The 26,273-nt window shown below is 73.1% G+C and carries 25 protein-coding genes; 10 read left to right on the top strand and 15 right to left on the bottom strand.

The genetic code is table 11. From position 1 onward, the window contains the following. Positions 1-34 precede the first annotated feature (34 nt). The 7 genes from OIU81_RS23245 to OIU81_RS23215 form a co-directional block, all read right to left on the bottom strand. Complete coding sequence (locus OIU81_RS23245) at positions 35-832, bottom strand: ABC transporter permease (protein WP_329150899.1); 798 nt, start codon at positions 830-832, stop codon at positions 35-37. After that, positions 819-1,799 (bottom strand): 2-aminoethylphosphonate ABC transporter permease subunit, encoded by a 981-nt coding sequence (locus OIU81_RS23240; RefSeq protein ID WP_329150897.1) that lies wholly within the window; start codon positions 1,797-1,799, stop codon positions 819-821. The genes OIU81_RS23245 and OIU81_RS23240 overlap by 14 nt, the downstream gene beginning before the upstream one ends. Then, positions 1,792-2,955 carry an ABC transporter ATP-binding protein gene (locus OIU81_RS23235; RefSeq protein WP_329150895.1) on the bottom strand — a complete coding sequence of 388 codons (1,164 nt, stop codon included), beginning with the start codon at positions 2,953-2,955 and terminating at the stop codon, positions 1,792-1,794. The genes OIU81_RS23240 and OIU81_RS23235 overlap by 8 nt, the downstream gene beginning before the upstream one ends. A gap of 1 nt (position 2,956) precedes the next feature. Beyond that, entirely contained in the window at positions 2,957-3,679 is a 723-nt protein-coding gene (locus OIU81_RS23230; protein ID WP_329150893.1) for a phosphonatase-like hydrolase, read from the bottom strand. Beyond that, positions 3,673-4,794 (bottom strand): TIGR03364 family FAD-dependent oxidoreductase, encoded by a 1,122-nt coding sequence (locus OIU81_RS23225; protein ID WP_329150891.1) that lies wholly within the window; start codon positions 4,792-4,794, stop codon positions 3,673-3,675. The genes OIU81_RS23230 and OIU81_RS23225 overlap by 7 nt, the downstream gene beginning before the upstream one ends. Before the next feature lie 153 nt (positions 4,795-4,947). Next, positions 4,948-5,718 carry a GntR family transcriptional regulator gene (locus OIU81_RS23220; RefSeq protein WP_329150888.1) on the bottom strand — a complete coding sequence of 257 codons (771 nt, stop codon included), beginning with the start codon at positions 5,716-5,718 and terminating at the stop codon, positions 4,948-4,950. A gap of 87 nt (positions 5,719-5,805) precedes the next feature. Continuing rightward, positions 5,806-6,072, bottom strand: coding sequence for a GntR family transcriptional regulator (locus OIU81_RS23215; RefSeq protein ID WP_329150886.1), 267 nt, complete (start codon positions 6,070-6,072; stop codon positions 5,806-5,808). A 221-nt stretch (positions 6,073-6,293) separates the two neighbouring features. Here OIU81_RS23215 and OIU81_RS23210 point away from each other — a divergent pair, with 221 nt between their 5' ends. Beyond that, on the top strand, positions 6,294-6,617 hold the full coding sequence (locus OIU81_RS23210; protein WP_329150884.1) for a hypothetical protein: 324 nt from the start codon (positions 6,294-6,296) through the stop codon (positions 6,615-6,617). 7 nt (positions 6,618-6,624) lie between these two features. On the opposite strand, the gene OIU81_RS23205 is transcribed toward OIU81_RS23210, so the two are convergent. After that, positions 6,625-7,788, bottom strand: coding sequence for an ROK family transcriptional regulator (locus tag OIU81_RS23205; RefSeq protein ID WP_329150882.1), 1,164 nt, complete (start codon positions 7,786-7,788; stop codon positions 6,625-6,627). A 56-nt stretch (positions 7,789-7,844) separates the two neighbouring features. Here OIU81_RS23205 and OIU81_RS23200 point away from each other — a divergent pair, with 56 nt between their 5' ends. Together OIU81_RS23200 and OIU81_RS23195 are read left to right on the top strand one after the other, a co-directional pair. After that, positions 7,845-8,978, top strand: a complete 1,134-nt coding sequence (locus OIU81_RS23200; RefSeq protein ID WP_329150880.1) for a Gfo/Idh/MocA family oxidoreductase — start codon at positions 7,845-7,847, stop codon at positions 8,976-8,978. Beyond that, positions 8,975-9,490, top strand: coding sequence for a heme-degrading domain-containing protein (locus OIU81_RS23195; RefSeq protein ID WP_329150878.1), 516 nt, complete (start codon positions 8,975-8,977; stop codon positions 9,488-9,490). Before OIU81_RS23200 ends, OIU81_RS23195 begins: the two co-directional genes overlap by 4 nt. 85 nt (positions 9,491-9,575) lie before the next feature. Here the strand turns inward: OIU81_RS23195 and OIU81_RS23190 are convergent, their stop codons facing one another. Continuing rightward, a complete protein-coding gene (locus OIU81_RS23190) occupies positions 9,576-10,322 on the bottom strand; it encodes an AraC family transcriptional regulator (protein WP_329150876.1) in 747 nt (248 codons plus the stop codon). Positions 10,323-10,376: 54 nt separating this feature from the next. Here OIU81_RS23190 and OIU81_RS23185 point away from each other — a divergent pair, with 54 nt between their 5' ends. Continuing rightward, the gene (locus OIU81_RS23185; protein WP_329150874.1) at positions 10,377-11,579 is read left to right on the top strand and encodes an MFS transporter; all 1,203 of its coding nucleotides are present in this window, start codon (positions 10,377-10,379) and stop codon (positions 11,577-11,579) included. Between the two features lie 640 nt (positions 11,580-12,219). Here the strand turns inward: OIU81_RS23185 and OIU81_RS23180 are convergent. The 3 genes from OIU81_RS23180 to OIU81_RS23170 form a co-directional block, all read right to left on the bottom strand. Beyond that, a complete protein-coding gene (locus OIU81_RS23180) occupies positions 12,220-13,077 on the bottom strand; it encodes a fumarylacetoacetate hydrolase family protein (RefSeq protein WP_329150872.1) in 858 nt (285 codons plus the stop codon). Positions 13,078-13,277: 200 nt separating this feature from the next. Then, positions 13,278-14,210, bottom strand: a complete 933-nt coding sequence (locus OIU81_RS23175; protein ID WP_329150870.1) for a YidC/Oxa1 family membrane protein insertase — start codon at positions 14,208-14,210, stop codon at positions 13,278-13,280. A gap of 96 nt (positions 14,211-14,306) precedes the next feature. Continuing rightward, the gene (locus OIU81_RS23170) at positions 14,307-14,612 is read right to left on the bottom strand and encodes a DUF6412 domain-containing protein (RefSeq protein ID WP_329150868.1); all 306 of its coding nucleotides are present in this window, start codon (positions 14,610-14,612) and stop codon (positions 14,307-14,309) included. A gap of 162 nt (positions 14,613-14,774) precedes the next feature. Between OIU81_RS23170 and OIU81_RS23165 the strand changes: the two genes are divergently transcribed. The 3 genes from OIU81_RS23165 (at position 14,775) to OIU81_RS23155 (ending at position 19,134) form a co-directional block, all read left to right on the top strand. Further along, positions 14,775-16,670, top strand: a complete 1,896-nt coding sequence (locus OIU81_RS23165; RefSeq protein ID WP_329150866.1) for an AMP-dependent synthetase/ligase — start codon at positions 14,775-14,777, stop codon at positions 16,668-16,670. 213 nt (positions 16,671-16,883) lie between these two features. Then, positions 16,884-17,531, top strand: coding sequence for a DUF4142 domain-containing protein (locus OIU81_RS23160; RefSeq protein ID WP_329150864.1), 648 nt, complete (start codon positions 16,884-16,886; stop codon positions 17,529-17,531). A gap of 142 nt (positions 17,532-17,673) precedes the next feature. Next, positions 17,674-19,134, top strand: coding sequence for a DUF1996 domain-containing protein (locus tag OIU81_RS23155; protein WP_329155308.1), 1,461 nt, complete (start codon positions 17,674-17,676; stop codon positions 19,132-19,134). A gap of 459 nt (positions 19,135-19,593) precedes the next feature. Here the strand turns inward: OIU81_RS23155 and OIU81_RS23150 are convergent, their stop codons facing one another. Further along, a complete protein-coding gene (locus OIU81_RS23150; protein WP_329150863.1) occupies positions 19,594-20,394 on the bottom strand; it encodes a PucR family transcriptional regulator in 801 nt (266 codons plus the stop codon). 576 nt (positions 20,395-20,970) lie between these two features. Here OIU81_RS23150 and OIU81_RS23145 point away from each other — a divergent pair. From OIU81_RS23145 to OIU81_RS23135, 3 genes are all read left to right on the top strand, one after another. After that, positions 20,971-21,726, top strand: coding sequence for a hypothetical protein (locus OIU81_RS23145; RefSeq protein ID WP_329150861.1), 756 nt, complete (start codon positions 20,971-20,973; stop codon positions 21,724-21,726). After that, the gene (locus OIU81_RS23140) at positions 21,723-23,270 is read left to right on the top strand and encodes an NADH-ubiquinone oxidoreductase-F iron-sulfur binding region domain-containing protein (protein WP_329150858.1); all 1,548 of its coding nucleotides are present in this window, start codon (positions 21,723-21,725) and stop codon (positions 23,268-23,270) included. The genes OIU81_RS23145 and OIU81_RS23140 overlap by 4 nt, the downstream gene beginning before the upstream one ends. Positions 23,271-23,462: 192 nt before the next feature. Further along, positions 23,463-24,431 carry an SCO0930 family lipoprotein gene (locus OIU81_RS23135; protein WP_329150856.1) on the top strand — a complete coding sequence of 323 codons (969 nt, stop codon included), beginning with the start codon at positions 23,463-23,465 and terminating at the stop codon, positions 24,429-24,431. Here OIU81_RS23135 and OIU81_RS23130 read toward each other — a convergent pair. Together OIU81_RS23130 and OIU81_RS23125 are read right to left on the bottom strand one after the other, a co-directional pair. Continuing rightward, positions 24,409-26,040: a sodium:solute symporter family protein gene (locus OIU81_RS23130; protein WP_329150854.1), complete on the bottom strand. Its 1,632-nt coding sequence runs from the start codon at positions 26,038-26,040 to the stop codon at positions 24,409-24,411. The genes OIU81_RS23135 and OIU81_RS23130 overlap by 23 nt on opposite strands. Then, entirely contained in the window at positions 26,037-26,270 is a 234-nt protein-coding gene (locus OIU81_RS23125; protein WP_329150853.1) for a DUF3311 domain-containing protein, read from the bottom strand. The genes OIU81_RS23130 and OIU81_RS23125 overlap by 4 nt, the downstream gene beginning before the upstream one ends. Between the last annotated feature and the right edge of the window lie 3 nt (positions 26,271-26,273).

Genomic DNA, 26,273 nt, shown 5'->3' with positions numbered 1-26,273 from the left:
CAACTCCTGGTAAGCGCAAGGGGATTCGGGAGGGTCAGCGGTAGGAGGCCTTGGTGCGGATACGGGAGACACCGAGGAGGACGAGGAGGGTGGTGGCCATCAGGGCGACGGCGAGGGCGGCACCGGTGAAGAGGGAACCGCGGTCGGTGGCGGCGAAGATCTGCACCGGCAGCGGCAGCCAGTCCGGCGGATAGATCATCATCGTGGCGCTCAGCTCACCCATGGACAGGGCGAAGCAGAGGCCGGCGGCCGCGGTGAGGGACGGCAGGAGCAGGGGGAGCTTGACCCGCCACAGGACGTAGGCGGGGCGGGCGCCGAGGCCGGCCGCGCTCTGTTCGTACGCCGGGTCGAGGCGGGTCAGCGCGGCGGTCACGGACTGGTAGGCGAAGGCGGTGACCAGCACGGTGTGGGCGAGGATCACGATCTGCGGGGTGCCGTTGAGCAGGAGCGGGGGCCGGGAGAAGGCCACGAGGAGGGAGAGGCCGACGACCACGGAGGGGACGGCGACCGGGAGCAGGAACAGGGCGTCGATGATCCGGCGGGTGCGGCGGCTGCGCTTCTCGGCGGCCAGGGCCGCCCAGGTGCCGGCGGTGAGCGCGGCGAGGCTCGCCGCCAGTGCGGTCGCCAGGCTGGTGAGCAGGGCGTCGAGCGGCTCGCCGTGCGCGATGTCCCGGTAGTGCGCCAGGGTCGCGCCGGAGGGCAGGACGCCGCTCCAGCCCGTCGCGAAGGACGCGGCGACGATCACCAGCAGCGGCAGCGCGAAGACGGGGACGAAGAGGGCGAGGAAGAGGAGGTGGATGGCCCGGCGGGCGGACTTGCTAGGCACCAGCACGGTGAGCACCTCCGGTGCGGGGGGCCGCCCTGCCGCCCGTACGGGACGTCACCGTCCGGTAGAGGGCGTAGAGCGTCACGGACAGCGCGATGTTGACGACGGCGACGACGCAGGCTCCGGTGTAGTCGCCGTCGAGAAGTGCCTTGGTGTAGACGAGCATCGGGAGCGTGACGACGTCCTTGGCGCCGGTGAAGAGCACGATGCCGAATTCGTTGAGGCCGAGGACCAGGACGAGTGCGCCGCCGGCCGCCAGCGAGGGCAGCGCCTCCGGCAGGATCACCGTCCGTACGATCCGCCAGGGCCGGGCGCCCAGCGAGGCGGCGGCCTCCAGTTGGCCGGTCTCCACCTGGGAGAAAGCGGCGAGCAGCGGGCGCATCACGAACGGGGTGAAGTAGGTGACCTCGGCCAGCAGCACGCCCCAGGGGGTGTGGAGGAAGTTCAGCGGCCCGTGGGCGGCGCCGGTCACCTCCGTCCACAGGCCGTTGGCCATGCCGACGGTGCCGTAGAGGAACAGCAGCGCCAGCGTGATCAGGAACGAGGGGAAGGCCAGGAAGAGGTCGATGAAGCGGCTGAGGGCCCGGCCGCCGGGGAACGGGACGAAGGCGATGACGAGGGAGAGCACGAGGCCGAGGAGGAGCGCGCCGGCGGTGGCGCCGACCGCGAGGAGCACCGTGTTCGTCAGGGCCCCGCGGAAGGAGGCCTCGGCGAAGACCGTGGCATACGGGGCGGTGGAGTGGGCGCCGCCGTCCTCCGGGGTGAAGGACTGCCACACCACCAGGGCCAGGGGGTAGAGGAAGACCAGGGCGAGGGCGGCGATCGGGGGGAGGGTCCACAGGGCGGCGGCCCCCGTGCGGCGGGGGCGAGGGCGGGGGCGGGGGCTCGCCGCGGCCGGCACCGGCGCCGTCTCCGTCTCCGTCCCGGCCGCCGCCGTCTCCCTCCTCACGCCCGCCGATTGCGTCCTAGTCATGGTGCGCACCGTCCTCCGTGAGCCCCGCCGGGATGAGGACCGCGTCCTCGGGGGCGAAGTGCAGTGCGATCTCCTCGCCCAGCTCCGGTGTCGTGCGCAGTTCGCGCGGATCGGCCAGGACGCGATGGCCGTCGACCGTCACATACAGACGGTGCGTCGAGCCGCGCCACTGCACTTCGGTGACCGTGCCGCGCAGGGTGTTGACGGGGCCGCCGCCGTGCGGGCCCTCGCCGAGTCCGACGAGGTGCGGCCGCAGACAGAGGGTGGCGGCGGCGCCCCCGGCCACGCCCTCGCCGACCGGCACCGTCAGCTGCCGCCCGGCGAAGTCGACGCCGTCGCGGTCCGCGCGCACCGTCACCGGCAGCAGATTGGCGGTGCCGACGAAGGAGGCGGTGAACTCGGTGCGCGGGCGCCGGTAGAGGTCCTGCGGGGTGCCGCAGTCCCGCAGCCGGGCCCGGTCCAGGACGGCGATCCGGTCGGCCAGGGTCAGGGCCTCGATCTGGTCGTGGGTGACGTAGAGGATCGAGACGTCGGGCAGTTCGCGGTGCAGCCGGGCGAGTTCGGCGAGCATGCCGGAGCGCAGCTGGGCGTCGAGCGCGGACAGCGGCTCGTCCAGCAGCAGGACGCCGGGGCGGATGGCGAGGGCCCGCGCGAGGGCGACCCGCTGCTGCTGGCCGCCGGACAGCTCCCGGGGGTGCCGTCCGGCGTACGCGGCCATGCCCGTCATCTCCAGCGCCTCGGCGACCCGGCCGGGGATCTCGGCGCGCGGGGTCTTCTGCGCCCGGAGGCCGAAGGCGACGTTGTCGGCGACCTTCATGTGCGGGAACAGCGCGTACTGCTGGACGACCATGCCGATGCCGCGCTTGTGGGGTGGCAGCCCGGTCACGTCACGGTCGCCGATCAGCACCCGCCCGGCGGACGGCTGGACGAATCCGGCGACCGTCCGCAGCGCGGTGGTCTTCCCGGAGCCGGACGGGCCGAGCAGGGCCAGCACCTCGCCCGGGGCGACGGTCAGATCGAGGGCGTCCAGGACGGTGTGTTCGCCGTGCCGGCCGTAGGTGACGCTGACGCCGTCGAAGCGGATGCCCGAGGTGGGGCCGGGTGCCGCGGGGGCCGGGTGCCGGGCGGGTGCTGCCGTGGCGGCGGGGGCCGGCATCTCACACCACTCCCAGCAGCGCGGGCAGTTCGGCGACGGAACCCAGGACGTGGGTGGCGCCGGCCGACTCCAGCTGCGCCCGGTCGTGCGCCCCGGTGAGTACCCCGGCGACGACCCCGGCACCGGCCCGCCGCCCGGAGAGCATGTCGTACGAGGTGTCGCCGGCCACCGCGATCCGCCGGACGGAGTCGGTGGCGTGGGTGCGCAGCAGCGCGGTGAGGACCATGTCGGGGTAGGGGCGGCCGCGGCCGCCCGCGTCGGCCGGGCAGAGGGTGAGGTCGGCCAGGTCCTGCCAGCCGAGGGCGGCGAGCAGGGCGTCCTGGGTGACGCGGGCGAAGCCGGTGGACAGCACCACGGTGCGGCCGGCCGCCCGCAGTGCCTCGATCGCCTCGCGGGCTCCGGCGACCGGCGCGATCCGGCCACCGCCGACCAGCTCGCCATAGGCCGCCTCGAAGGCGGCGTTGGCGCGCCGGGCGGCCGGCTCGTCACCGAAGAGATGGCGGAAGACGGAGATCTTGGACTCGCCCATGGTGGCCCGGACGTAGGCGAGTTGCCGGGCGTGTTCGGCGCTGCCCGGCTCCACGCCCAGGCTGCGGGCGGCGGCGTCGAAGGCCTGCTCGACCAGGCCGCCGTCGGCCACGGTGGTGCCGGCCATGTCGAGGACGACCAGCTGGATGTCGTCGGGGGCCGGGGTGCGGTCGGGGTGCGTCAACGGGCTCACCATCCCAGTTCGTTCGCGGTGGTCTCGGCGATTGCCGGGGAACAGGTCATGCCGCGGCCGCCGGGCCCGGTGACCAGCCAGACGCCGTCACGGGCCTGCTGGCGGTGCACGACGCGGCCGGTGTCGGTGCACTGTGCGTAGACCCCGGCCCAGCGGCGGCGGATACGGGGCAGCGGACGGCCGAGAATCGACTCGACCACGCCGGTCAGGTGCTCGTAGGGCTCCTCGACGGTGTCGAAGGCGAACGGCGCCTCGTACTCGTGGGTGTCGCCGATGGTCAGCCCGCCGTCGGCGCGCTGGACCATCAGCAGCTGCATCTTGTGCGCGGCGGCGGTCGGGGTCTGGGCCTGGCCGGCGTTGAGCGCATCCAGGGCGTCGCCGCGGTAGGCCGGGTAGTAGCGGAAGCTGTCGGCGTCGGCGACGGAGGTGGTCAGCGGCTCGCCGAGCGGGTCGGTCTGCATCATCTGCAGCCGCACCCGGCGCACCGGCAGCTCGGGGATCAGCTCCCGGACCAGCCCGCCGAGCCAGGCACCGGTGCACAGGATCACGGCGTCGCCGTGGTGGGTCTCACCGTGATCGTCACGCACCGCCCGCTCCCCCACCACCGCACGGACCTCCCGGCCGCCGAGGTAGGTGTACCGCCCGGACGCCAACAGCTCTTCCTTCAGGGCCCGTTGAGCGATCCGCGGCTCCACGGCGGCGTCCCGCTCGCACCACAGCGCCCCGTCGAAGGTGCCGCGCAGGGCGGGGTTGATCTCCCGGGCCTGACCGGCGTCCAGCAGCCGGTAGCCGCGGGCGGCGGCGTCCGGGCGGCGGGCGGCGGCCTCGGCGACCGCCCGTTCGGCGGCGTTCTTGACGACGGTCAGCGAGCCGATGGCCCGGAAGCCCAGCCCGGGAACCCGGGCACCGATCCCCTCCCACAGCTCACGGGCGCGCAGCGCGGTCGCCAGCTCCGCTCCCCCGGCCCGCCCACTGACCCAGATCTGCCCGAAGTTCCGGACCGAGGCACCACGGGCCTCGGCCTCCCGCTCGATGTGCAGGACCTCATGACCCCGCTCGACCGCCTGCCAGGCATGCATGGTCCCCAGCACACCGGCTCCGACAACTATGACTCGCATGCCACCGACGCTCGCCGCGGCGGGTGGACCCCCGGGGACCCCTCGGCGACGCGACGGTGAACAGGGCGGCAAGGTTGGCCTAGACCCGTTACCTTCTCGTGACCTTGACGGGCGGGGTGAGACGGCTGTGAGGCGGCGCGGCGGCCGGGAGGCTCAGCCCCCCGCCCCCCTCCCCAGATGGGCCGTGAAGGAGAACCGGTCGCCCCGATAGAGCGAGCGGACGCGTTCCAGGGGGCGGCCGGCGGTGTCCCGGGAGAGGCGGTGGATCAGCAGCATGGGCAGGGCGCCGGGGGTGCCGATCAGGAGGGCCTCGCGGGGGGTGGCGAGGACGGTTTCCAGGCGTTCGTCGGCGTCGCCGAAGTCGATGCCGAGGTGGCGGCGGAGGTAGGCGTAGAAGGAGGAGTCCGGGGGGAAGTCGGTGGCCAGGTCCGGGACCCGTTCGACCGCGACGTAGGTGCTCTCCAGGCCGACCCGTTCGTCGTCGGCGAGCAGCACCCGTTCCATGTGCCATACGGCGTCGCCCACCGCCAGGCCCAGATCGGCGGCGAGCGCGGGCGGACAGCGGAAGCGGTCGAGGGAGACGAGGTGGCGGCCGGGTTCGCGGCCCTGGTCGCGTACGCCCTCGGTGTAGCTCGCCAGGGACAGCGGCTGCGCCATCTTGGGGCCCGCGACGACCGTGCCGCGTCCCGCCCGGCGCAGCCGCCCCTCCAGGATCAGCTCCCGCAGCGCCTGGCGCAGCGTCTCGCGGGAGACCTCGAAACGCTGCGCCAGCTCGCGCTCGGTGGGCAGCACCCCGCCCTCGCCCAACTCCTCGAGCAGCGCGGCGATGTCGACCTTGGCCGCGTAGTACTTGGGAATGCGTCCGTGCTCGGGGATGCCGGACCGGACGGGTGCGCCAGGATCCTGGCCGTACGGGAATTCCACGCGGTGATCCTCGCACCAGGGGCCGGGAGGCCCGGCGCGCGGGGGCGGGTTGGCTCCCGCGCGCCCGCCAGGACCGGACGACACACCCTAGGAGCCTCCGGCGTCCTCGGCGGGAGGCGTCGGCGGCTTCTTGGAGACGAAGGAGCCCAGGCCGGGCTCGGTGTAGATCAGACCTTCCGCCCGTAGCCCGCGGTGCACCTTCTGACCGGTGGACGTGGCGATGCCGAATTCCTCCAGCAGCTCGACGACCGAAGGGACGCGCGTCCCGGGCTGGTAGGTGCCGTCGTCGATGCGCTGGCGAATAATTCTGGCGACCTGGCGCCAGCGGGGCTCGTCGGGAGCAAATTCGATCACCTGACCAAAGTAAGCAGGGTGTCGCGTGCCAGGCGAGATGCAGCACGGGGTACCTTGGGGTACTACGGTGCACTAGACTCGGAGGAAATGACCCCGGCGGGTGGGCCAACACCCCCGGGGCGCGGCCAACACCTCCCAAGGAGTGTCGACATGATTCACCGTATCGCCCGCGCCATCACCCGGTTACGGGCACCGCTGCCCTGCCGCCCGGAGGTCGTCTCATGAGCGACCTCCTGCGACTCCTCCCCTGGTCGGGGCCGGAGGGCCGGCGCTGCTACGTGTCGGCGGACTCCGACGGAGGTCCGGTCTCGCGGCTCGCCGACCGGCTGGAAGAGCTTCAGCTCGACACCGGGGCGGAGCTGCTCGACCACACCGAGGAACTCCTCGGCGCGCACCGGACGACAGCGGATGAACTGCGCTTCTGTGTTCACAGGTTGGCCGAGGCCCTGCGGGACGCGCTCCGCGTCGCCGAGAGCCGGGGCGGGCGGATTCCCGTGCCGGGCGACGGCATGCAAGGGCACCCCGAGCAGCCGGGAGCGTGCTGAGACAGCCTCAGGACGCGGTGTGTCCGGCCGTCGTGAGGGCGGGCCGTCGCGTCCCGAAGAGTGGGGCCAGCACCAGTTCGGCCGCGCCGTCCGCGACCGCCCGCGCGCCGCCCCGGGCGAGGGTCACCGGGACCGCCACCGGGGCCGCGGTGCCGCCGCGGGCGCGGGCCAGGTCGGCCAGGGCCTCGGTCACGCCGTCGAGGAACGGTGCGGGGTGCGCCAGTACGGTGCGCCCGCCGAGCAGTACCCGGTCGATGTCGAGGAGTTCGACGAGGTTGGCGGCGCCCACGCCCAGGGCGCGGGCCGCGGCCGGCAGGTCGCTGCGGGCCACCGCCGCCAGGCACAGCGCCTCGATGCAGCCGCGCCGGCCGCAGCCGCAGCGCGGCCCGTCCCACTGGACCGTCTGGTGGCCGAATTCGCCGGCACCGGTGCGCGGGCCGCGGTAGAGGCTGCCGCCCAGGACGAGTCCGGCGCCGAGGCCGGTGCCCAGGTGGAGGTAGCCGAACGAGCCGGCGCCCTGCGGCAGGTCCCGGGCCAGGCCGAGCGCCGCCGCGTTGGTGTCCTTGTCGAGGACGACGGGCAGGCCGAGGCGTGCGGCGAGCGCGTCGCGCAGGGGGAAGCCGTCCCAGCGGGGGGCGCCGGTGACCCGGTGCAGCACCCCGGTGGTGTGGTCCAGCGGTCCGGGGCAGGCCGCCCCGACGCCCAGGACCGGGGTCCCGTCGGCTCCGGCGCGCAGCGCTGTGACCTCCCGCGCGGCGGTGGCGAGCAGCTGCTCGGCGCCCGCCTCGAAGGCCAGCGGGGCGTGGCGTACCGCGACCGCCTCGCCGGCCAGATCGGTGCGGACGGCGGTGAGTTCGTCGCGGTCCAGGTGCAGGCCGATGGCGTGCCGGGCGCCGGGGACCAGCCGCAGCGCGGTGGCGGGCTTGCCGCCCGTGGAGGCGCGGCGGCCCGCCTCGGCGGCCAGGCCCTCGGCCCGCAGCCGGGCGGTGATCTTGCTGACGGCCTGCGGGGTCAGGCCGGTGTGCGCGGCGAGCTCCGGCCGGCTAACCCCCTCCTCGCCGGCCGCACGCAGCAGCCCGAGCACCAGGGCGGCGTTGTGGCCGCGCAGTGCGGGGAGATTGGCGCCCGGACTGCCGGAGAAGGCGGCGAAGGAGAGATCGTGGCTGCTCACCCGTCCATTGTCCGCATCGCTTGCACTTTGGCAACAGCGTTGCTTAAGTGGGGTCCATGAGTGAGAAGCGCGAGATGAGCGAGAAGCGCGGCGGCGGCGCGGCCCAAGACCGTCCGCTCCGTGTCGGCCTCCTCGGCTACGGCCTGGCGGGGTCGGTCTTCCACGCCCCGCTGATCGCGGCGACCCAGGGCCTGCGGCTGGACGTCGTCTCGACCGCGAGCCCCGAGCGGCAGGCGCAGGCCCGCGCCGAGCATCCGCAGGTCCGTACGGCCGAGACCGCCGAGGCGGTGCTCGCCGGCGCCGACGACCTCGATCTGCTCGTGATCGCGACGCCGAACAAGACCCATGTGCCGCTCGCCACCGCCGCGCTGGAGGCCGGCCTGCCGGCGGTCGTCGACAAGCCGCTGGCCGCCACCGCCGCCGAGGCCGAGAAGCTCGCCGCGCTCGCCGAGGACCGCGGACTGCTGCTGTCCGTCTTCCAGAACCGCCGCTGGGACAACGACTTCCGCACCGTCCGCAAGCTGATCGAGGAGGGCGCGCTCGGCGACGTCCAGCGCTTCGAGTCACGCTTCGAGCGCTGGCGCCCGCAACCCAAGGGCGGCTGGCGGGAGTCCGGCGACCCGGCGGAGCTCGGCGGCCTCCTCTACGACCTCGGCAGCCACCTCGCCGACCAGGCGCTGACCCTCTTCGGCCCCGTCGACTCGGTCTACGCCGAGTCCGATGTCCGCCGCCCGGGCGCGGCGGCCGACGACGACACCTTCGTCGCCCTCACCCACGCCAACGGCGTCCGCTCCCATCTGTGGATGAGCGCCACCGCCGCCCTGCTCGGCCCGCGCTTCCGGGTACTGGGCAGCCGGGCCGGCTTCGTGAAGCACGGCCTGGACCCGCAGGAGGCCGCCCTGCGCGAGGGACGTCGCCCCGGCGCCGACGGCACGGCATGGGGCGTGGAGCCGGAGTCCCACTGGGGCCACCTCGGCGCCGGGACGTCCCCGCAGACCGGCGGCGGCGAACGGGTGCCGACGCTGCCGGGCGACTACCCCGCGTACTACGCCGCGATCGAGCGGGCGCTGCGCGCGGGCGAACAGCCGCCGGTGACGGCCCGGGAGGCCGCGGCCGCGCTGCGGGTCCTGGAGGCCGCGAGGCTCTCCGCCGCCGAGGGCCGAACGGTCCGGATCGGGGCGGACGCATGAACCCGGCGGATCCACGGGCGGCGGACGGCGAGGTGACCGAGTGCGCCGAGCCGGCCGAGGTGACCGAGCTGGCGGCGCAGGAGGAGCGGCTGGTCTTCGACACCTTCGGCAATGACGAGGCCTGGGAACTGGGCGCGCTGCTGGCGGAGTTGGCGCGCGAGCGCGGGGCCGCGGTGACGGTCGGGATCCGGCGCGGCGCCCAGCGGCTGTTCCACTGCGCGCTGGCGGGCACCAGTGCCGACAACGACGCCTGGATCGCCCGGAAATCCGCCGTCGTCGAGCGCTACGGCGAGTCCTCCTACCTGGTCGGCGCCCGGTTCCGTGCCAAGGGCCGGACCTTCGAGGAGTCCTCGCGGCTGGACGCGGACCGCTTCGCCGCGCACGGCGGAGCGTTCCCGGTGCGGCTGCGGGGGACGGGGGTGGTCGCAGTGGTCGCGGTGTCGGGGCTGCCCCAGGCCGACGATCACGCACTGGTGGTGGAGGGGCTGGAGCGGTTTCTCGCGACGGGCTGAGGGACGAGCCCGGGGGGCACGGCCCCCGGGCGAGGAAAGACCCGAGGGCGTCGGCCGGCAGAGCCGTGGCGGGGCGCTGCGGTGGTCAGGGACGGCGTTGGTGGGTGCCGGGTGTGTAGCCGAAAGCCCGGCGGAAGACGTCGATGAAGGCGCTGGTGGAAGCCCAGCCGCAGTGGCGGGCGACCGTGGTGACCGGCTCGCCCTCGGCCAGCATCCGCAGGGCGTGGTACAGGCGGAGTTGCGTGCGCCACTGCGGGAAGGTCATCCCCAGTTCACGGCGGAAGAGGCGGCTGAGGGTGCGTTCCCCGGCTCCCGCCTCGTTCCCCAGTGCGGCCAGGGTGCGCGGGTCGGCCGGGTTGCGGTACAGGAGGTCGCAGACCGTCCGCAGCCGGGAGTCGGTGGGGGCGGGCAGCTGAACGGGCTGCTGCGGGGAGGCCCGTAGCTGGTCGAGGAGGACGGCGCGCAGGCGTCGGCGCTCGGGGCTGTCGTCGTCCGGCTCACGGGTGCAGGCGAGGATCAGCTCGCGCAGAAGCGGGCTGACGGTCAGCACGGTGGGGGCGTCGAGGCCGAGCGGGTTGACGGTGGCGGGCAGGCCCAGCAGGTGAAGGTCGAGGCGCCCGTGGGCGCGGTGGGCGTGGACACATCCGGCCGGTACCCACAGGGCGCGGGTGCCGGGCGCGAACCAGGTGCCCGCGTCGGTGGTGACCGCCAGGACGCCCGATCCCGCATAGAGGATCTGATGGTCGTCGTGGCGGTGCGCGTCGATGCGCTCCCCCGCGGCCAGCGTCCGTGCGGTGGTCGCCGCCTCCGGGGTGTGGCGGATATTCGACATATGTCGGCAGTTTACCGGAAGCGCGACGTGGTGCCCCGAGGCGACGATCGAGGCATGTCAACCCACCAGACCCGGCGTACCGGACCTCTCACCCTGCTGTCCCTGGGACATGCCTGCGTGGACATCTACCAGGGCTCGGTGGCCGCCCTGGTGCCCTTCTTCGTCTCCGAACGGGCCTACACCTACGCCGCGGCCTCCGGGATCGTGCTGGCCGCCGCACTCCTGTCGTCGGTGGTGCAGCCGTTGTTCGGGGCACTCACCGACCGGTGGACCATGCCATGGCTCCTGCCCGTGAGTACCGTGCTGGGCGGGACCGGCGTCGCCCTGGCCGGGATCATGTCGTCCTACCCCCTCACGCTGCTGGTGGTGGCCGTGTCCGGGATCGGCGTCGCCGCCTACCACCCGGAGGCGGCGCGCGTGGCCCGCCGCGCGAGCGGAGGCAGCCACACCGCGATGGGCTGGTTCTCCCTGGGCGGCAACCTCGGCTTCGCCACCGCCCCCCTGATGGTCTCCGCCGTCATCGCCACGGGCGGCCTGCAAGCCTCTCCCCTACTGGTCGTCCCCGCCCTGGCCGGCGCCGCCCTGTGCCTCGCCGCCGTCCGGTCGGCCGGGATCGCCCGGCCACCGGCGCACCCGGCGGGGGCCGCCGCCCGGGCCGGCACGGATGACTGGCCTTCTTTCCTCCGGTTGACCGGGGCCATCGTCTGCCGGTCCGTCGTCTTCGTCGGCCTGAGCGCGTTCCTCTCGCTGTACGTGCGCCAGCGGACCGGGGGCGGCGAGGTCTCCGGGACGGCCGCCCTGTTCGTGCTCTACCTCGGCGGCGCGGTGGGCACCGTGGCCGGCGGCAGACTCGCCCGCCGCTTCGGCCGGCTCCCGGTCGCGCGGTGGTCCTACGCCCTGACCGTCCCGGCCGTCGCGGGGCTGGTGTTCGTACCCGGCCCGCTGCTCTACCTGTTCGTCGCGCTCGCCTCGGCCGGCCTGTACGTGCCCTTCTCCCTGCACGTCACCCTCGGCCAGGACTACCTGCCGCGGCGGGTGGGCACCGCCAGCGGCGTCACCCTCGGGCTCGCCGTCAGCATCGGCGGGGTCGCCAGCCCCCTTGTCGGCGCGCTCGCCGACGCCACCACCCTGCAGACCGCGCTCGCCCCGCTCATCGTCCTGCCCGCCCTGGGATGTCGCTTCCTTCGCCGCCTGCACGAGCCCGTCCCCCTCGAGCCGGGTCCGCTGCGCGGGGCTGATTCCCACGTTGTTGGCTGATCCGCCGTGGGGTTTCTCGCCGTGTTTCGCCCGCTTCGCGGTGCGCTCGCCGTTGCCTGTCCGCTGCGCTTTGCCTCGGCCCGATTTTGGCTTTCCCGCCGTTGCGCCTCTCCGCTGCGCGGGGCTGATTCCCGCGTTGTCGTCTGCGGCGTCGTGGTTCGTCTCGCCGTTGCGCCTGGCGGCGGGCGGGGTCCGCTGCGCGGGGCTGTCGGGTGCGGTGACGGGCCTCCGGGGCCGGTGTGTGGGACTGCTTCGCTTTACGTCCCACACACCGGCCCCTCCGGCCCGCCCCCTCCCGTTGTGGGAGAGGAACAGCCGGTGGGGGTGGCCCCAGCTGGTCCAGCGCGCCTGACAGGTCGTACCGAGACGGCCATCGGCGGCCCGCCCCCACACACGTTCACTCATCCCCCCACGGGAGGGGACGGGCCGGAGGGGGTGGGTGTTCGGACGTAAAGCGAAGCAGTCCGAACACCCACCCCCGGAGGCCCGTCACCGCACCCCACACCCACCCGCCCGCCGCAGGCGCAACGGCGAGACGAACCACGACGCCGCAGACGACAACGTGGGAAGTCAGCCAAGCGCAGCGGAGAGGCGAGCAACCACCACGGCGGGAAAGCCAAAAACGTGGGAAGGAGCCGCGCTACGCCCCGTGGAAGGGCTGCCGCTGCCGCCCCAGTCCGTCGATCTCCAGCTCCACGACGTCGCCGGACCGCAGATACGGCTTGGGGTCGGGGTGGCCCATGGCGACGCCGGCGGGGGTGCCGGTGTTGAGGATGTCGCCGGGGTGGAGGGTCATGAAATGGCTGACGTAGCGGACCACTTCGGCCACCGGGAAGATCTGCTCGGCGGTCGTGCCGTCCTGTTTCAGCTCGCCGTTGACCCACAGTCGCAGGCCGAGGGCCTGCGGGTCGGGTACCTCGTCGGCGGTCACCAGCCAGGGGCCCAGCGGGTTGAACGTCTCGCAGTTCTTGCCCTTGTCCCACTGGCCGCCGCGCTCGATCTGGAAGGCGCGCTCGGAGACGTCGTGCGCCACCGCGTAGCCGGCGACCGCCGCCAGCGCCTGCGCGTCGGTCTCCAGGTAGCGGGCCGTGCGGCCGATGACGACCGCCAGCTCCACCTCCCAGTCGGTCTTCACGCTGCCCCGCGGCACCAGCACGGTGTCGTCGGGGCCGACGACCGTGTCCGGGGCCTTCAGGAAGAGGATCGGCTCGTCGGGTGGCGTGGCCCCCGTCTCCCGGGCGTGATCGTGGTAGTTCAGGCCGATGCAGACGATCTTGCCGATCCGGGCCAGCGGCGGGCCGGTGCGCAGCCCGTCCGCGTCGAGCCGCGGCAGCTCACCGGACGCGGCGGCGGCGCGGACGGCCGCCAGCTTCCGCTCGTCCGCGAGCAGCGTTCCGTCGATGTCCGGGACCAGGCCCGACAGGTCCCGCAGGACCCCGGACCCGTCGAGCAGCGCCGGGCGTTCCGCCCCCACCGTGCCGACACGCAGCAGCTTCATCGAGTGCACTCCCGTGGTCATAGGTCGGCCGGGAAGGGCTCTTCCCGGCCGGCCGATGGGGGACGGCCATCGAGCGATTCGGACGATCGTCCAAGAATGGGGTGCGGTCCGCAAGACCCCGTTCACGGACTGGACCGCCGGACCGCCGGGCGGGCCGCGCGGGCCCGCCCGGCCCGCGGTGGGGACGGTGGCCCGGCGGCCTAGCCCGCGGTGGGGACGGTCGCCTCGACCGCCGGCGGCACGGTGTCGGGCGCCGGGCGGGCGCCGGCCCGGGAGTTGGCACGGGAGCGGGCCGCCCGCTGCCGGGCCGCGCGGGTCTTCGGGGCGCGCTGCGGGGCCGGGCGGCGGGCCGGGACGCGCGCGTCCGGGGTGGGCTCGGCGGCGGCGTCCCCCTCGGCCGCGGTCGTCTCCGCGGCCTTGCGGTCGCGGTGCAGCAGCGCCCGCTCGCACGCCGTCCAGGTCGTCGTCGTGACCATGTAGAGCCCGGCGGCCAGCGGCACCACGGCGATCGTGATCAGCGTGCCGAAGGACAGCAGCGGCATCAGCTTGGACAGGGACGCCATGCCGGGCAGTGCGGCGTTCGCCCCGCCCGCGGCCGGGGCGGGGGCCTTGGCCAGCGTGGCCCGGGCCCGCCGGAAGTTCCAGGTGGCCACCGCCGCGATCAGCGCGAACAGTGCGAGGTAGACCAGGCCCTGCGGCCCGAGGACACCACCGTCGGCGAGCGCCTGGGTCCAGTGGCCGCCGAGCGGCGCTCCCAGGAGTGTGTGGTTCAGCAGACCGCCGCCCCCGCGGGAGAACAGGTGGTACATCACGAAGAAGATGGGCAGCTGGAGCAGCATCGGCAGGCAGCCGGCCAGCGGCGAGGAGCCGGTGTCGGCGTACAGCTCGCTCATCGCCTTCTGCAGCCGCTCGGGGTTGCCCTTGTGCGTGCGCTGCAGTTCCGCCATGCGCGGGGCGAGCGCCGAGCGGGCCTTCTCGCCGCGGGCGGCCGCGCGGGCGAGGGGGTGCAGCGCGGCACGGACGCCCAGCGTGCACAGGACGATGGTGGCGGCCATGGCCGTCGTGCCGAAGAGCGGGGTGAGTGCGTCGGCGGCGTGGGTCAGTGCCTCGCCGAGGAAGCCGAACATGGACATGGGTGAGCCCTCCACGGGTCTCGTCGTGCCGGGATGAGGATTCGGCGTGACGAGCCGCGCGGACGCGGACAGCGGTGCGGTGACCGGTCCGGGCGCCTACGCGGCCGTCGGGAGGGGACGGCCCGGTGCCCGGGGACGCGGCCGGCCGGCCGCGTCGGGATCGCGCTGGGGCAGGAAGGCCGTACGCCGCTCGCGGTCGCGCAGGGCGGTACGGACCCGGCCCGGTGGCAGCGGCCGGGCGACGGCCGCGATCAGGAAGGCGCTGCACAGCAGCAGCATCGCCGCGGTGGCCGCGGCAGCGGTCAGGGCCGTGGTGAGGCCGGTCTGCGAGAGCAGGAGACCGGCCAGGAGGAAGAACAGTGCCGAGAGGCAGAGGCGCCAGGCATCGACGATGCGGTGCATCCGGCGTCCTCCTCTGGTTGTCCGGTCCTCAAGACTTGTCGTCTTCCGCTCAAGAGTAGCCATAGATCTGGGCAGCCGGGAGACCTGCCGGTAACTTGCCCTGCCTGCCGTCGGGACGTCGGCGGACCAGGGGGAATCAAGGGGGAACACCAAGGAGGTGCTGTGCGCGACATCAGCGTTCCGGCCCTGGCGGCTCCACTGCGGACCGGCGGTCTCGCCGACTCCGTCTTCGACACCGCCGCCCATCAGCCGGATTTCGCTCAGCTCGCCCGTCGCGATCCCCGGGCCGGCGGCGCCTGGCAGGAGGTGTCCGCGGCGGAATTCCGGGACGAGGTCATGGCCCTGGCCAGGGGGCTGCTGGCGGACGGGGTCCGGCCCGGTACCCGGGTCGCCCTGATGGCCCGTACCCGCTACGAGTGGACGCTGTTCAGCTATGCGTTGTGGGCGATCGGCGGGCAGCTGGTGCCGGTCTATCCGACCGCGTCGGCCGAGCAGCTGCGCTCGATCCTCACCGGCGCGCGGGTCACCGCGATCGTCGTGGAGAACGAGGCACACGCGATGACCGTGGCCGAGGCCTGTGACGAGCGGGCGCTGCGCCGGCTGTGGCAGCTGGACCTGGACTGTGTGCAGCGGCTGATGGAGGAGGGCACCCGGCTGACCGACGCGGACGTCCACCGGCTGCGGCACGCCGTCGACCCGGACGGCATCGCGGCCATCGTCTACACCTCGGGGACCACCGGCCGGCCGCGCGGCTGTGTGATCACCCACGCCAATCTCGCCGCCGAGTGCGACACCCTCTACGCGGGCTGGGGCGGGCTGCTGGCCGCGCCCGGCGAGCGCCCGTCACTGCTGGCGTTCTTGCCGTTCGCGCATGTCTACGGACTGATGGTGCAGGTCGCCTGCCTGCGCGGCGGGGTCAAGCTCGCCCATCAGCCCGAGGTGTCGTCCCGTGAACTGCTGCCGGCGCTGGCCTCGTTCCGGCCGACGTTCCTGTTCGCGGTGCCGTACGTCTTCGAGAAGATCTGCACCCGCGCCCGGCTGGCCGCGGAACAGGCGGGCCGGCAGCGGACGTTCGACGCGGCGATGACGGTGGCGGTGCGCTACGCGGAGGCGCTCGCGGAGCAGGAGGCGGGCACCGGGCGCGGTCCCGACCCGTTCCTGCGCGCCCGCCACGCGCTCTACGACCGGCTGGTGTACTCGCGCATCCGCGAGATGCTGGGCGGCCGGGTGCGCACGGCCGTCTCCGGCGGCTCGCCGCTGCTGCGGGAGCTGGGGCTGCTGTTCGCCGGCATCGGTGTCACCGTCTACGACGGCTACGGCCTGACCGAGACCAGCGGCGCGATCACCGTGCAGCCGCCCGGCCGGGTGCGGTTCGGGACGGTGGGCCTGCCGCTGCCGGGCAGTGCGGTGCATCTGGCGCTGGACGGCGAGGTGTGGGTCCGCGGTGCGGTGGTGTTCGCCGGCTATCTCGACGAGGGCGGCACCCCGGACGACGGGCTGTACGACGGCTGGCTGGCGACCGGTGACCTGGGGCATCTGGACGAGCAGGGCTATCTCGTCATCACCGGCCGCAAGAAGGACATCATCATCACCAGCAACGGCAAGAGCGTGGCGCCGCAGGGGCTGGAGCAGCGGCTGTGCGCCCATCCGCTGATCTCGCAGTGTGTGGTCGTCGGCGACAACCGGCCCTATGTGACCGCCCTGATCACCCTGGACCCGGATTCGCTGACGCACTGGCGCACCCTGCGCGACGAGCCGGGCCCGGACAGCGCGGCACCCTCACCCGAGGAGCAGTTGCAGGCGGAGGTGCGGCGGGCGGTGGCGCGGGCGAACGCCTCGGTGTCGCGGGCCGAGTCGATCCGCGCCTTCCGGGTGCTGCCGGGCGAGTTCAGCCAGGAGTCCGGGCTGGTGACGCCGTCGCTGAAGCTGCGGCGCGCGGCGATCGTCCGGGCGTACGCGGCGGAGATCGAGGCGTTGTACGCCGAGGGCCGCAGCGAGGAGCTCGAGTCCCGGCGGGAGCGCCGCCGTTGGGCGGCGGCGAGCCTGTACGCACGCTGAGCGCGCAGGGCCGAGCGCCTGGTGCGGGCCCGGCCGGGCATACGGCATCCGGCGCACGTCACCCGTTTCACCCGGCCGGGCCCGCACGCGGCACCGTAGCAGTGCCGCGGCGGGCCCGGCCGTTATTTGTCCAGGGGTGAGGACCCACCACCGCGGACCCCGCGCGGCCTTTAGCGTCCGGTGGCATTCCAGTAAGACGAACCGGGAGGCCGTGTGCGGTCGATCCTCAGCAACTCCGCAACATCCGGGCGGACCATCGCCACCGGACTGGTGGTGGCTGCGCTCGTGGCGACGCTCGCGGCTCTGCTGCTGCCCGTCCAGCTCTTCGGCGAGACCGCAGCCGCGGCGACCACCACTCTCACGTACGACGACGACGGCGGGGGCACGGTCAGCACCCGCTACGGTCCGCTCACCGCGATGGACCGGGACTTCGTACGCAAGGTGAAGCTGGCCGGGCTGTGGGAGCTGCCCTCGGGCCGGTTGGCGCAGCAGCGCGGGACGACTGCCGCCGTCCGCACGGCCGGCAACCATCTCGTGGCCGGACACACCGAGTTGGACCGGCGGTCGAACGAGGCCGGGCGGGCGCTGGGCGTCGCCCTGCCCACCGAGCCCAACGTCGCCCAGCAGGGCTGGCTCGGGCAGCTCAACGCCGCCCAGGGCAAGGACTTCGACCCGCTGTTCGCGGAGCTGCTGCGCCGGGCCCACGGCAAGGTCTTCGGGCTGGTGGCCCTGGTCCGTGACCAGACCAAGAACACGATGGTGCGCGCGCTGGCCGACCGCGCCAACGACGTTGTGCTGGACCACATCACGTTCCTGGAGAAGACCGGTCGGGTCGACTTCAACACCCTGCACTCCAGCTGACTTGCGCAGGCACCCGCCGGGAGGCGCCCATCACGCCCCTGTGTGAACCGAATCAGGACGACACCCCTCACATCGGACGAAGCGAAGTGATCTCATGAGGCAACGGCAACAAGCCCATAAACGCTCGCGTTTGACGAACAGAATGCTCGTGGGAGCCGCGGCGCTCCTGCTGGGCGGCGGCGGTCTGGCGGCGGTCGCCACGACCGCGCTGGCCGGCAACTCCCACCCGGAAACGGGCTCCTCCGCGGGCCATCAGCACACCGTGAGCGCCTTCACGATCTCCTGCCCCGATGTGGGCGAGCGACTGCGTCAGGTGCCGCACAGCGCCCAGCTCCCGGTCTCCAAGGGGCTGTCCTCGCTGGACCGGCAGGTGCACGACGCGTACCACAAGATGATGGGCGGCAGCGGCTCCAGCGTCCTCGGCGGGCTCAAGACGCAGCGCCAGAAGACGATCAAGATGATGGTCACGGCGATCTCCAAGAACGCCAAGCGGCCGGGCTATCTGCTCAAGATGAGCGGCTGCACCGTCAAGCCCGTCAACGAGGGCGCGGGCGCGGGCGGCAACGACTCCACCAAGACCGTGAAGGAAGGCTGGTACCAGGGACAGAGCCCGAACCAGACCACCGGCCAGACCCAGGGGCAGGACCCCAACCAGAGCGGCGGCCAGCAGCAGACCCAGGATCCGAACCAGAACGGCGGGCAGCAGCAGGGCCAGGCCGGCGGGCCCTCCCCCGACGACTTCGTCGACATCAACAACGTCCAGCCGAACGCGGACCAGCCGCCGTTCGCGGCCCCCCAGGGCGGCAACGCCACGACGGGTACCTTCACCACGGAGTGCGGCCGCAACGAGGAGGGCCACTTCAACTCCGACAACGTCATCGTGACGCCGGGCGTCAGCAACGGCGCCCACCACACGCACGACTACGTCGGCAACACCACCACCGACGGCAACTCCACCGACCAGTCCCTGGCCGCCTCCGACACGACCTGCACCAACGGCGACCAGTCGACCTACTACTGGCCGGTGCTGCGCAAGCTGGACGGGAACGCGGAGCAGAAGCCGGGCGCCGCGCAGGACGCCAACGTCGGCTCGGTGCTGACCCCGGCCACGGTGACCCTCACCTACCGCGGCAGCCAGGCCGGCCAGGTCGAGGCGATGCCGCGCTTCCTGCGGATCATCACCGGTGACGCCAAGGCGTTCACCAACGGCACCAAGAACGCCAACGCCTCCTGGAGCTGCACGGGCTTCGAGAACCGGCAGCTGAAGGACAAGTACCCGCTCTGCCCCAACGGCTCCCAGGTCGTGCGCAACTTCGCCTTCCAGAACTGCTGGGACGGCCGGGAGACCGACAGCGCGAACCATCGCGACCACATGGCGTTCTCGGACCAGAACGGCACCTGCCCCAACGGGTTCAAGGCCGTGCCGCAGCTGGTGGAGCGGATCACCTACGACGTCCCGCAGGGCAACAGCTTCGCGGTGGACAGCTTCCCCGAGCAGCTGCACAAACCCGTCACGGACCACGGTGACTTCATCAACGTGATGCCGGACAACCTGATGAGCAAGGCCGTGGACTGCATCAACAACGGCCAGAAGTGCACCTGACGGACATCGGCACCGCACGGACGTCCGCCGTCATCTGACGGACGTGGTGCCCCTCGGGGAGACGCTCCCCGAGGGGCACCCGGCATGCCGGGGACGGCGGGGCGGCGGGGCAAGGCAGCGGGGCGGCGGGACCGGCACAGCAACGGTGCCGGCCCCGCCGGTTCCGGGCTCCGGGCTCCGGCCCCCGCCACACCGCCACCCCCGAGGACACGACACAGCACCGGCCCCAGGGCCCTGACGAAGCGGTGGCCCCAGGACATGGCACAGCAGCAGCGACGGCGCGGCACGACCCCGCGGCGGCCCCTCGGCGCGGCACCGCGGTCACTCCGCCGGGTGGCACGGCGCGGTGACCGCGGGCACGGCACGGCAGCGGCCCCGACCCGGATGTTCCGGGGGTCGGGGCCGCTGCGCTGCGCCGGCGGTCAGCTCACGGGGCGCGGTGGTTCATCCGCCGATACGTCAAAGACCGTTGACGCGGGCCTCGCGGGCCACGCCCAGCGGGCGGATGGAGGAGGCGACGGCCCTGGCGCGGCGGCCGGCCCGTGCGCGGTAGCTGCGGACATGCGCCATCAGACGGCGGCTGCGCAGCGCCATCTCCAGCTCGAAGCGGGTACGCGGATCGCGCAGCACCGGACCGAAGAGCTTCTCTATCTGGCGCAGGCGGTAGCGGACCGTCTGGGGGTGCACATGCAACAGCTTGGCGGCCTCCGGGGCTCCGCCGCCCTCCAGCCACGCCAGCAGGGTGACTTCGAGCCGTTCGCTCTGCCGTGGCGTCAGCTCCTCCAGCGGTCCGAGCCAGCGGGACGTCAGCGCGTCCGCCAGCGACTCGTCCTGGAGCAGCAGCAGCGCCGAGAGATGGTCGTCGACGAAGGCGGGCCGCGACTCCGGGCCGACCCGGCTCGGTGCCAGCGTCAGCAGATAGCGGGCCCAACGCAGCGACGACGCGGTGTCGGTGGCCGGCACCACGTGCCCGACCGCTGCCGGCCGGCCCTTGAGCGCCGCCTCCAGGCGGGCCCGGGTCTGGGTGGCCGGGTCGGGGACGAACAGACAGGTGTAGCCCTCGACATTGCCGATGAGGGCGTGGCCCAGTGCCGCGGCGAGCTGCGGCGCCTCGGCAGGGGTGGCAAGCACGACGGCCTGCAGGGTGTCGGGGATGGGCCAGCCGGCCGCGCGGGACAGATCGCTCAATCCCTCCTCCGGCACCTCGCGTTGTCCGGCGAGCGCATCGAACAGATCCTGGCGAGCCCGTGCGACGGGCATCGGAGTCACCACTGAAGGTCCTGCCGGAGGTTTACTCTCCGACTCTTTTTGGTACCCAAGAACTGTCAGCAAGGCCTGTTCAAGCGCCCAATGTGCCTCTTCTACGGGAGTGTCCCCGAGAAGTGCGGACAATGCGGGAAATCCGCGTTGCAACTCCGCGACCAACTTCTCGGCGAGATCCGGTAGTTCATTTCTGACTACGCGGGTCCACTCACCTCGTGGACGCGACCAGATGCGGTTCAGGAGATCACACATCGCTACCTCGATCCTGGCGGGGATGCGGCTGTTACGGGGGGTGGCGCACCCCGTGCGCCTGAGTCGGCATCATCCGGAGTCGTGCCGCGCGCCCGCGATGCCACTGCAGGAATTTGTCACAGCGCGATAAAGCTTACGAAATCCTGAACACGTTCGTAGATGCTTTTGACATCCGGATTACGGCCCTGCGTATCCACCCGGTTACAGAATGTTTAGTGTTACCGGGGGTCACCCGAACAAAAGCCCCGGGGCAAATACCGCCGCCGGGAGATTTCATGGAAATTCGCATCCCGTACCCGTGCCCGAACACCGGGAGGATCGATGTCGACACCGCGTCTGCAGACCCGTCAGGGCCGCCGCGCACACCGTGCCCGGTCCTCGCCCCTCGTGCCACGCCCCCGGCGCCCTCCGAACGAACCCGGGCCGCCGGCCCGCCGACCGGCCGGCGGCTTCGCCGGAACCGCCGTACTCCGCCCGGCGCTTCCGGCCGCACTGCTGCTCTTCCTCGCCGTCCTGATGCGCTCCGGCGCGATGGACGGCCTGCTGAACTTCCTTGACTTCGGCGCCGGGGTGCTCGCGCTGGTCTCCCTCTCGGTCACGGTGCTGTGGGGCCTGGCCGCCACCGACCGGATGGTGCTGCACTCCGGTCACCGGCTGCTCGCCCAGGCCGTGCACCGCGGCACCGGCATCGCCGGCCTCGGCTTCCTGGGCCTGCACATCTGGGTCAAAGTCACCGAGGGCCACACCGATGCGACGGCCGCCGCGGTGCCGTTCACCGATGGCGCCCGCCCCGGACTCATCGGCCTCGGCACCCTCGCCGCCTACGTGTTCATCGCCGTGGCGGTGACCGGCGCGGTGCGCGGCGCCTTTACCGGTATCACCGCTTCCCGGTGGTGGCGGGGACTGCACATGAGCGCGTACGTCGCCTGGGGGCTGGCCCTGGTGCACGGCCTCAGGGCGGGACGCCCCGCGTCCGGCTATGCCCTCGTCGGCTACGCCATCTGCCTCACCGCGGTGGCCGTACGACTCGCGCTGCGGCTGCGCGACACCCGCAGGAACTCAGGAGAACTCCCATGACCGCCCCCGCCCCCACCCGCATGCTGCCGGCCCTCACCACCCCGGAGCCCGTCCCGACGCTGGCGTCCCTGGGCCCGCCGCGGCTGCTGGCCGGCCTGGACGAGATGCCCCGCATGGACCGGGTGGCGCATCTGGCCCGGCACGGCAGCCTGCCCCAGCTGACCGCTCAGGAGCTGGTGGCGCTGGCCGAGAACATCGACCTGCGCGGCCGCGGCGGCGCGGGCTTCCCGTTCGCCCGCAAGGTGACCGCGGTCCTGGACGGCATGCAGCGGGCCGACGGCAAGGGCGCGATCGTGGTCAACGGCAGCGAGGGCGAGCCCAGTTGCCTCAAGGACACCGCGATGCTGCTGCACGCCCCGCATCTGGTGATCGACGGCGCCCTGCTGGCCGCCGACTCCCTCGGCGCCCAGGAGGTCGCCATCGGCGTGACCCGCACGGACGTCCTGAACTCCGTGCAGCGGGCCATCGACGAACGCGGGCCGGTGCGGCCGACGTTACGGGTCACGCTGCTGACCGAACGGTTCGTCACCGGTGAGGGCTCCGCGATGACGAACGGCCTGGGCGGCGGCCCCGGCCTGCCCTCGGGCCGCAAGATCCGCTCCAGCGAGCGCGGGCTGAACGGTGTGCCGACCCTGCTGTCGAACACCGAGACCTACGCCCAGCTCGCCGTGGCCGCCCGGCTCGGGGCGCTCGGCTACCGCACCGCCGGCCTGCCCGCGGAGCCCGGCACGCTGCTGCTGACCGTGGCCGGCAGCCGGGTGGTCGAGGTCCCCTACGGTGTGCCGCTCAACCGGGTCCTCGCGCTGTGCGGCATGGACGCGGGCCAGGGCGTGCTGATCGGTGGTTACCACGGCACGTTCATCTCGCCCGTCGACGCCCAGACCGCGACGCTCTCCCGTGAGGCGCTGAAGACCTACCACGCGGTCCTGGGTGCCGGGGCGGTCCTGCCGCTGCCGTACGACACCTGCCCCGCCGGCGAGACCGTACGCGTCGCGAAGTGGATGGGCGCCGAATCGGCCGGTCAGTGCGGCCCCTGTGTGCTGGGGCTGCCCGCGCTCGCCGACCAGCTCGACCTCGCGGTCCGCGGCGGCGGGGACGCCGCGCTGGACGCCGTGCAGGCCCGGATGCGGGCCGTGGAGAAGCGCGGCGCCTGCAGCCACCCGGACGGCACCGCCCGCTTCGTGGCCTCGGCCCTCGCCGCCTTCCCCGAGGAGTTCGAGCGCCATGCGCGGGGGTTCGGGTGCGGCCGCCCGGTGACCGGGGCCCTGCCGGTCACCGGGCACCTGCCGCTGCTGCCGGCCGTCACGCCCGTCGCCACGCCGGCGGCGCCCGCCGCGCCGCAGCAGGAACGGCTGCTGGTGGACTGGACGCTGTGCCGCGGCCACGGCCTGTGTGCGGACGTGGTGCCCGGCATCGTGAAGCTCGGCCCGGACGGCTACCCGGAGAAGGCCAGCATGGCGCTGCCCGCCCGGATGCGGCGCCGCGCGCAGCTCGCGGTGCGCCGCTGCCCGGCGCTGGCGCTGCGGGTGCAGGTCGGCAACTGACGTGGCAGGCAGGGTTTTTGCGCGCGGGGAAAATTCTTCGCCGCCGTTGAACGCCCCGCCCCCCGTAGCGCGTATTCCCCCGGCGACGGCACCCCGCCGCCGGGGCCGGCCCGCAACGACACGGGCCACCGGACAGGCACCTCGGTTCCACCCCAGCAAGCGACACAGCCACCAACCGGCAGAGGAGACATCATGATCACTCGACGTCGAGCGGGACTCGCGGCCATGGCGGTCGCCACCTTGGCGCTGACCGCCGCCTGCGGCAGCAGCGACAACCAGAGCGCCGGCACCACCCCCACCACCGACACCGTGCAGCCGGCCGGCTCGGGCAGCGACTACAAGTACGGCTCCTCCGGCTCCGGCCAGGGCAGCGACGGCTACGGCGGCCAGGCCGGCGGCGACAGCGGCGCGGCACCCCAGGCCGCACCCAGCGCCGGGACGCTGGCACTGCACCAGGACGCCAAGCTCGGCCCGGTCGTCACCGACTCCAAGGGCATGACCCTCTACCGCTTCGACAAGGACACCGCCAAGCCGCCGAAGTCCAACTGCTCCGGCTCCTGCGCCACCACCTGGCCGGTGGTCCCCGCCGACGGCGCCCAGGCCCCCGCGGGCATCGCCAAGAGCGACCTGGGCTCGGTCACCCGCGCCGACGGCACCAAGCAGCTCACCATCGGCGGCTGGCCCGCCTACCGCTACGCCAAGGACACCAAGGCCGGCGACACCAACGGCCAGGGCGTGGGCGGCACCTGGAACGCGCTGGCCGCCGACGGCAAGAAGGCCGGCGCCCAGGAGCCCGGCGACGTCTCGGTGCTCAACCAGCCCGAGCTCGGCGACATCCTCGTCGACGGCAAGGGCATGACCCTCTACCGCTTCAACAAGGACAGTGCCTGGCCGATGAAGTTCGGCTGCAACGACGCCTGCCTGGACACCTGGAAGCCGGCCAAGCCCGCCGACCGCTCCAAGCTGAAGGGCATCCCCGCCAAGCTCATCTCCACCGTCACCCGCCCCGACGGCCTGCGTCAGCTGGCCGTCGACTGCTGGCCGGTCTACACCTTCACCGGTGACAAGCAGCCCGGCGACATCAACGGCCAGGGCAAGATGGGCCTGTGGTTCGCGGTCTCCAAGGAGGGCAAGAAGATCACGTCGACACCGGCGGGCTGACCGCACCGCCCCGCGGCGCCGTCTTCTCCTCCCGGGGGAACTCGTCCTCCAGCGCCAGCACTTCGGCGTCCGGCCGCTCATCCTTCGTACGCGGCCCCAGCCAGGTGACCACGAGCGCCACCGCCAGATTCACGACGAGCCCGACGAGCCCCGCGTTCACCCCCCGCACCGGGTCGTGTCCCCCGAACACCAGGACACAGACGAGCGCAAAGCCCACGACCAGGCCGCTCACCGCGGCGTGCACCGTCAGCCGCCGCCACACCAGCCCCAGCAGCAGCATCGGTACGAGCTGCGCCATGCCCTCATACGAGATCAGCGACAGCCGGACGAGGGTGTCCGGGGCGGTGTAGGTCAACAGCAGTGCCAGGGCTCCGGCCACCACCACGACCAGCTGCGAGAACAGCTTCTGCCGGCTGCCCGGCACCGCCCCCCGCTCTCCCCCCTCGGCCGCTCCCGTCGCCCCGGCGGACCCGCGCGCGAAGGCACCCAGCACGCTCCTCCCCCACATCGTGCCGATGACCAGCATGAACACGGCCATCGGCACGATGGAGGAGAGGGCGGCGGCCACCCCGATCAGCCCCACGGCCCAGGCCGGAAGGGAGTCCACCACCAGCTTGAACACCGCGAGGTTGGAGCCCGCACCGCTCAGGTGCGGCACCACGAACAGCGCGGCCATCCCCAGCAGCACCGGCACGAACAAGAGCACGTTGTAGAAGGGCAGATACATGGCATTGCGGCGCAGGACCCCGGCATCGCGGGCACCCAGATAGCCGGCCACGGTCGTCGGAAAGATCACCACCGTCAGGGAGTTGACGACGGTGGTGGTGAGGAACCAGACCTGGCCCAGACCGCCCGAGGCGTGCCCGGGGAAGGTCAGCCACTGCGGCTTCTCGGCGACGATCCGGTGCAGGAAGGGCCCGTAGCCGCCGAAGTAGTGCCACGGCACATAGACTGCGAGGAACCCGAGGGTCGCGATGACCAGAATGTCCTTGAGCACCGAGACCCAGGCACTGCCCCGCAGCCCGCTGACCGTGACGAAGGCGGTGGTGACCGCGAAGCTGAGGAAGTAGCCCCAGTTCAGGCTGATCGCCCCGTAGGAGATCGTGGAGACGACCACGCCCATGCCGGTGATCTGCAGCTGGATGTACGGCAGCAGGCAGACGGTGGCGAGCAGCGCGACGGCGGCGCCGAGCCAGGGCCGGCCGTAGCGGTGCGCCACGATGTCGGTGAGGCCGACCAGGCCGTGCCGGCGGGCGTAGGCCCACAGCATCGGGCCGACGACATACCCGAGCGCATAGCCGCAGGACATATAGGCCAGCACATAGAGCACCGGGGCGCCGAAGTTGTAGCCCCAGCCGGCCGCGCCGAGGTAGCTGAAGCTCGTATAGCTCTCGCCGGCCATCAGCACCCAGATGAAGACCGTGCCCAGGCTCCGGCCGCCCACCGACCACTCGGTGAGTCCGCCGGCCCGTCGCCCGCCACCGCCCTTCCCCGCAAGCCCGTCGGGCTGCCCCTCCGCTGTTCCGCGCCCCCGCACCGCGAGCAGTCCCAGCGCGACGGTGAGCACCATGAATCCGCCGAACACGGCGGTGGCGACGGTGGCGTTCACCCCCGGCCCCGCGCCCGGTCACCGCGGCGCGCCAGCCACACCGACAGCGGGGTCGCCAGCGTCGCCAGCAGCACCCAGAAGAACAGGAACGGCAGCCCGAGCACCGTCGGTGTCACCCGGTTCACCAGGGGCAGCGCCCCCAGGAACAGCACGTACGGCAGCAACAGCCACAGCAGCGCGGGACGTTTGCGGGAGCCTGGGGACCGCCCTTGGCGGATCTGGTGAAGCACGGG

The organism is Streptomyces sp. NBC_01454 (assembly GCF_036227565.1).
Taxonomy (GTDB): Bacteria; Actinomycetota; Actinomycetes; order Streptomycetales; family Streptomycetaceae; genus Streptomyces.
The sequence above is the reverse complement of the archived record's forward strand: the minus strand, read 5'-3'. Positions and strand labels throughout refer to the sequence as shown.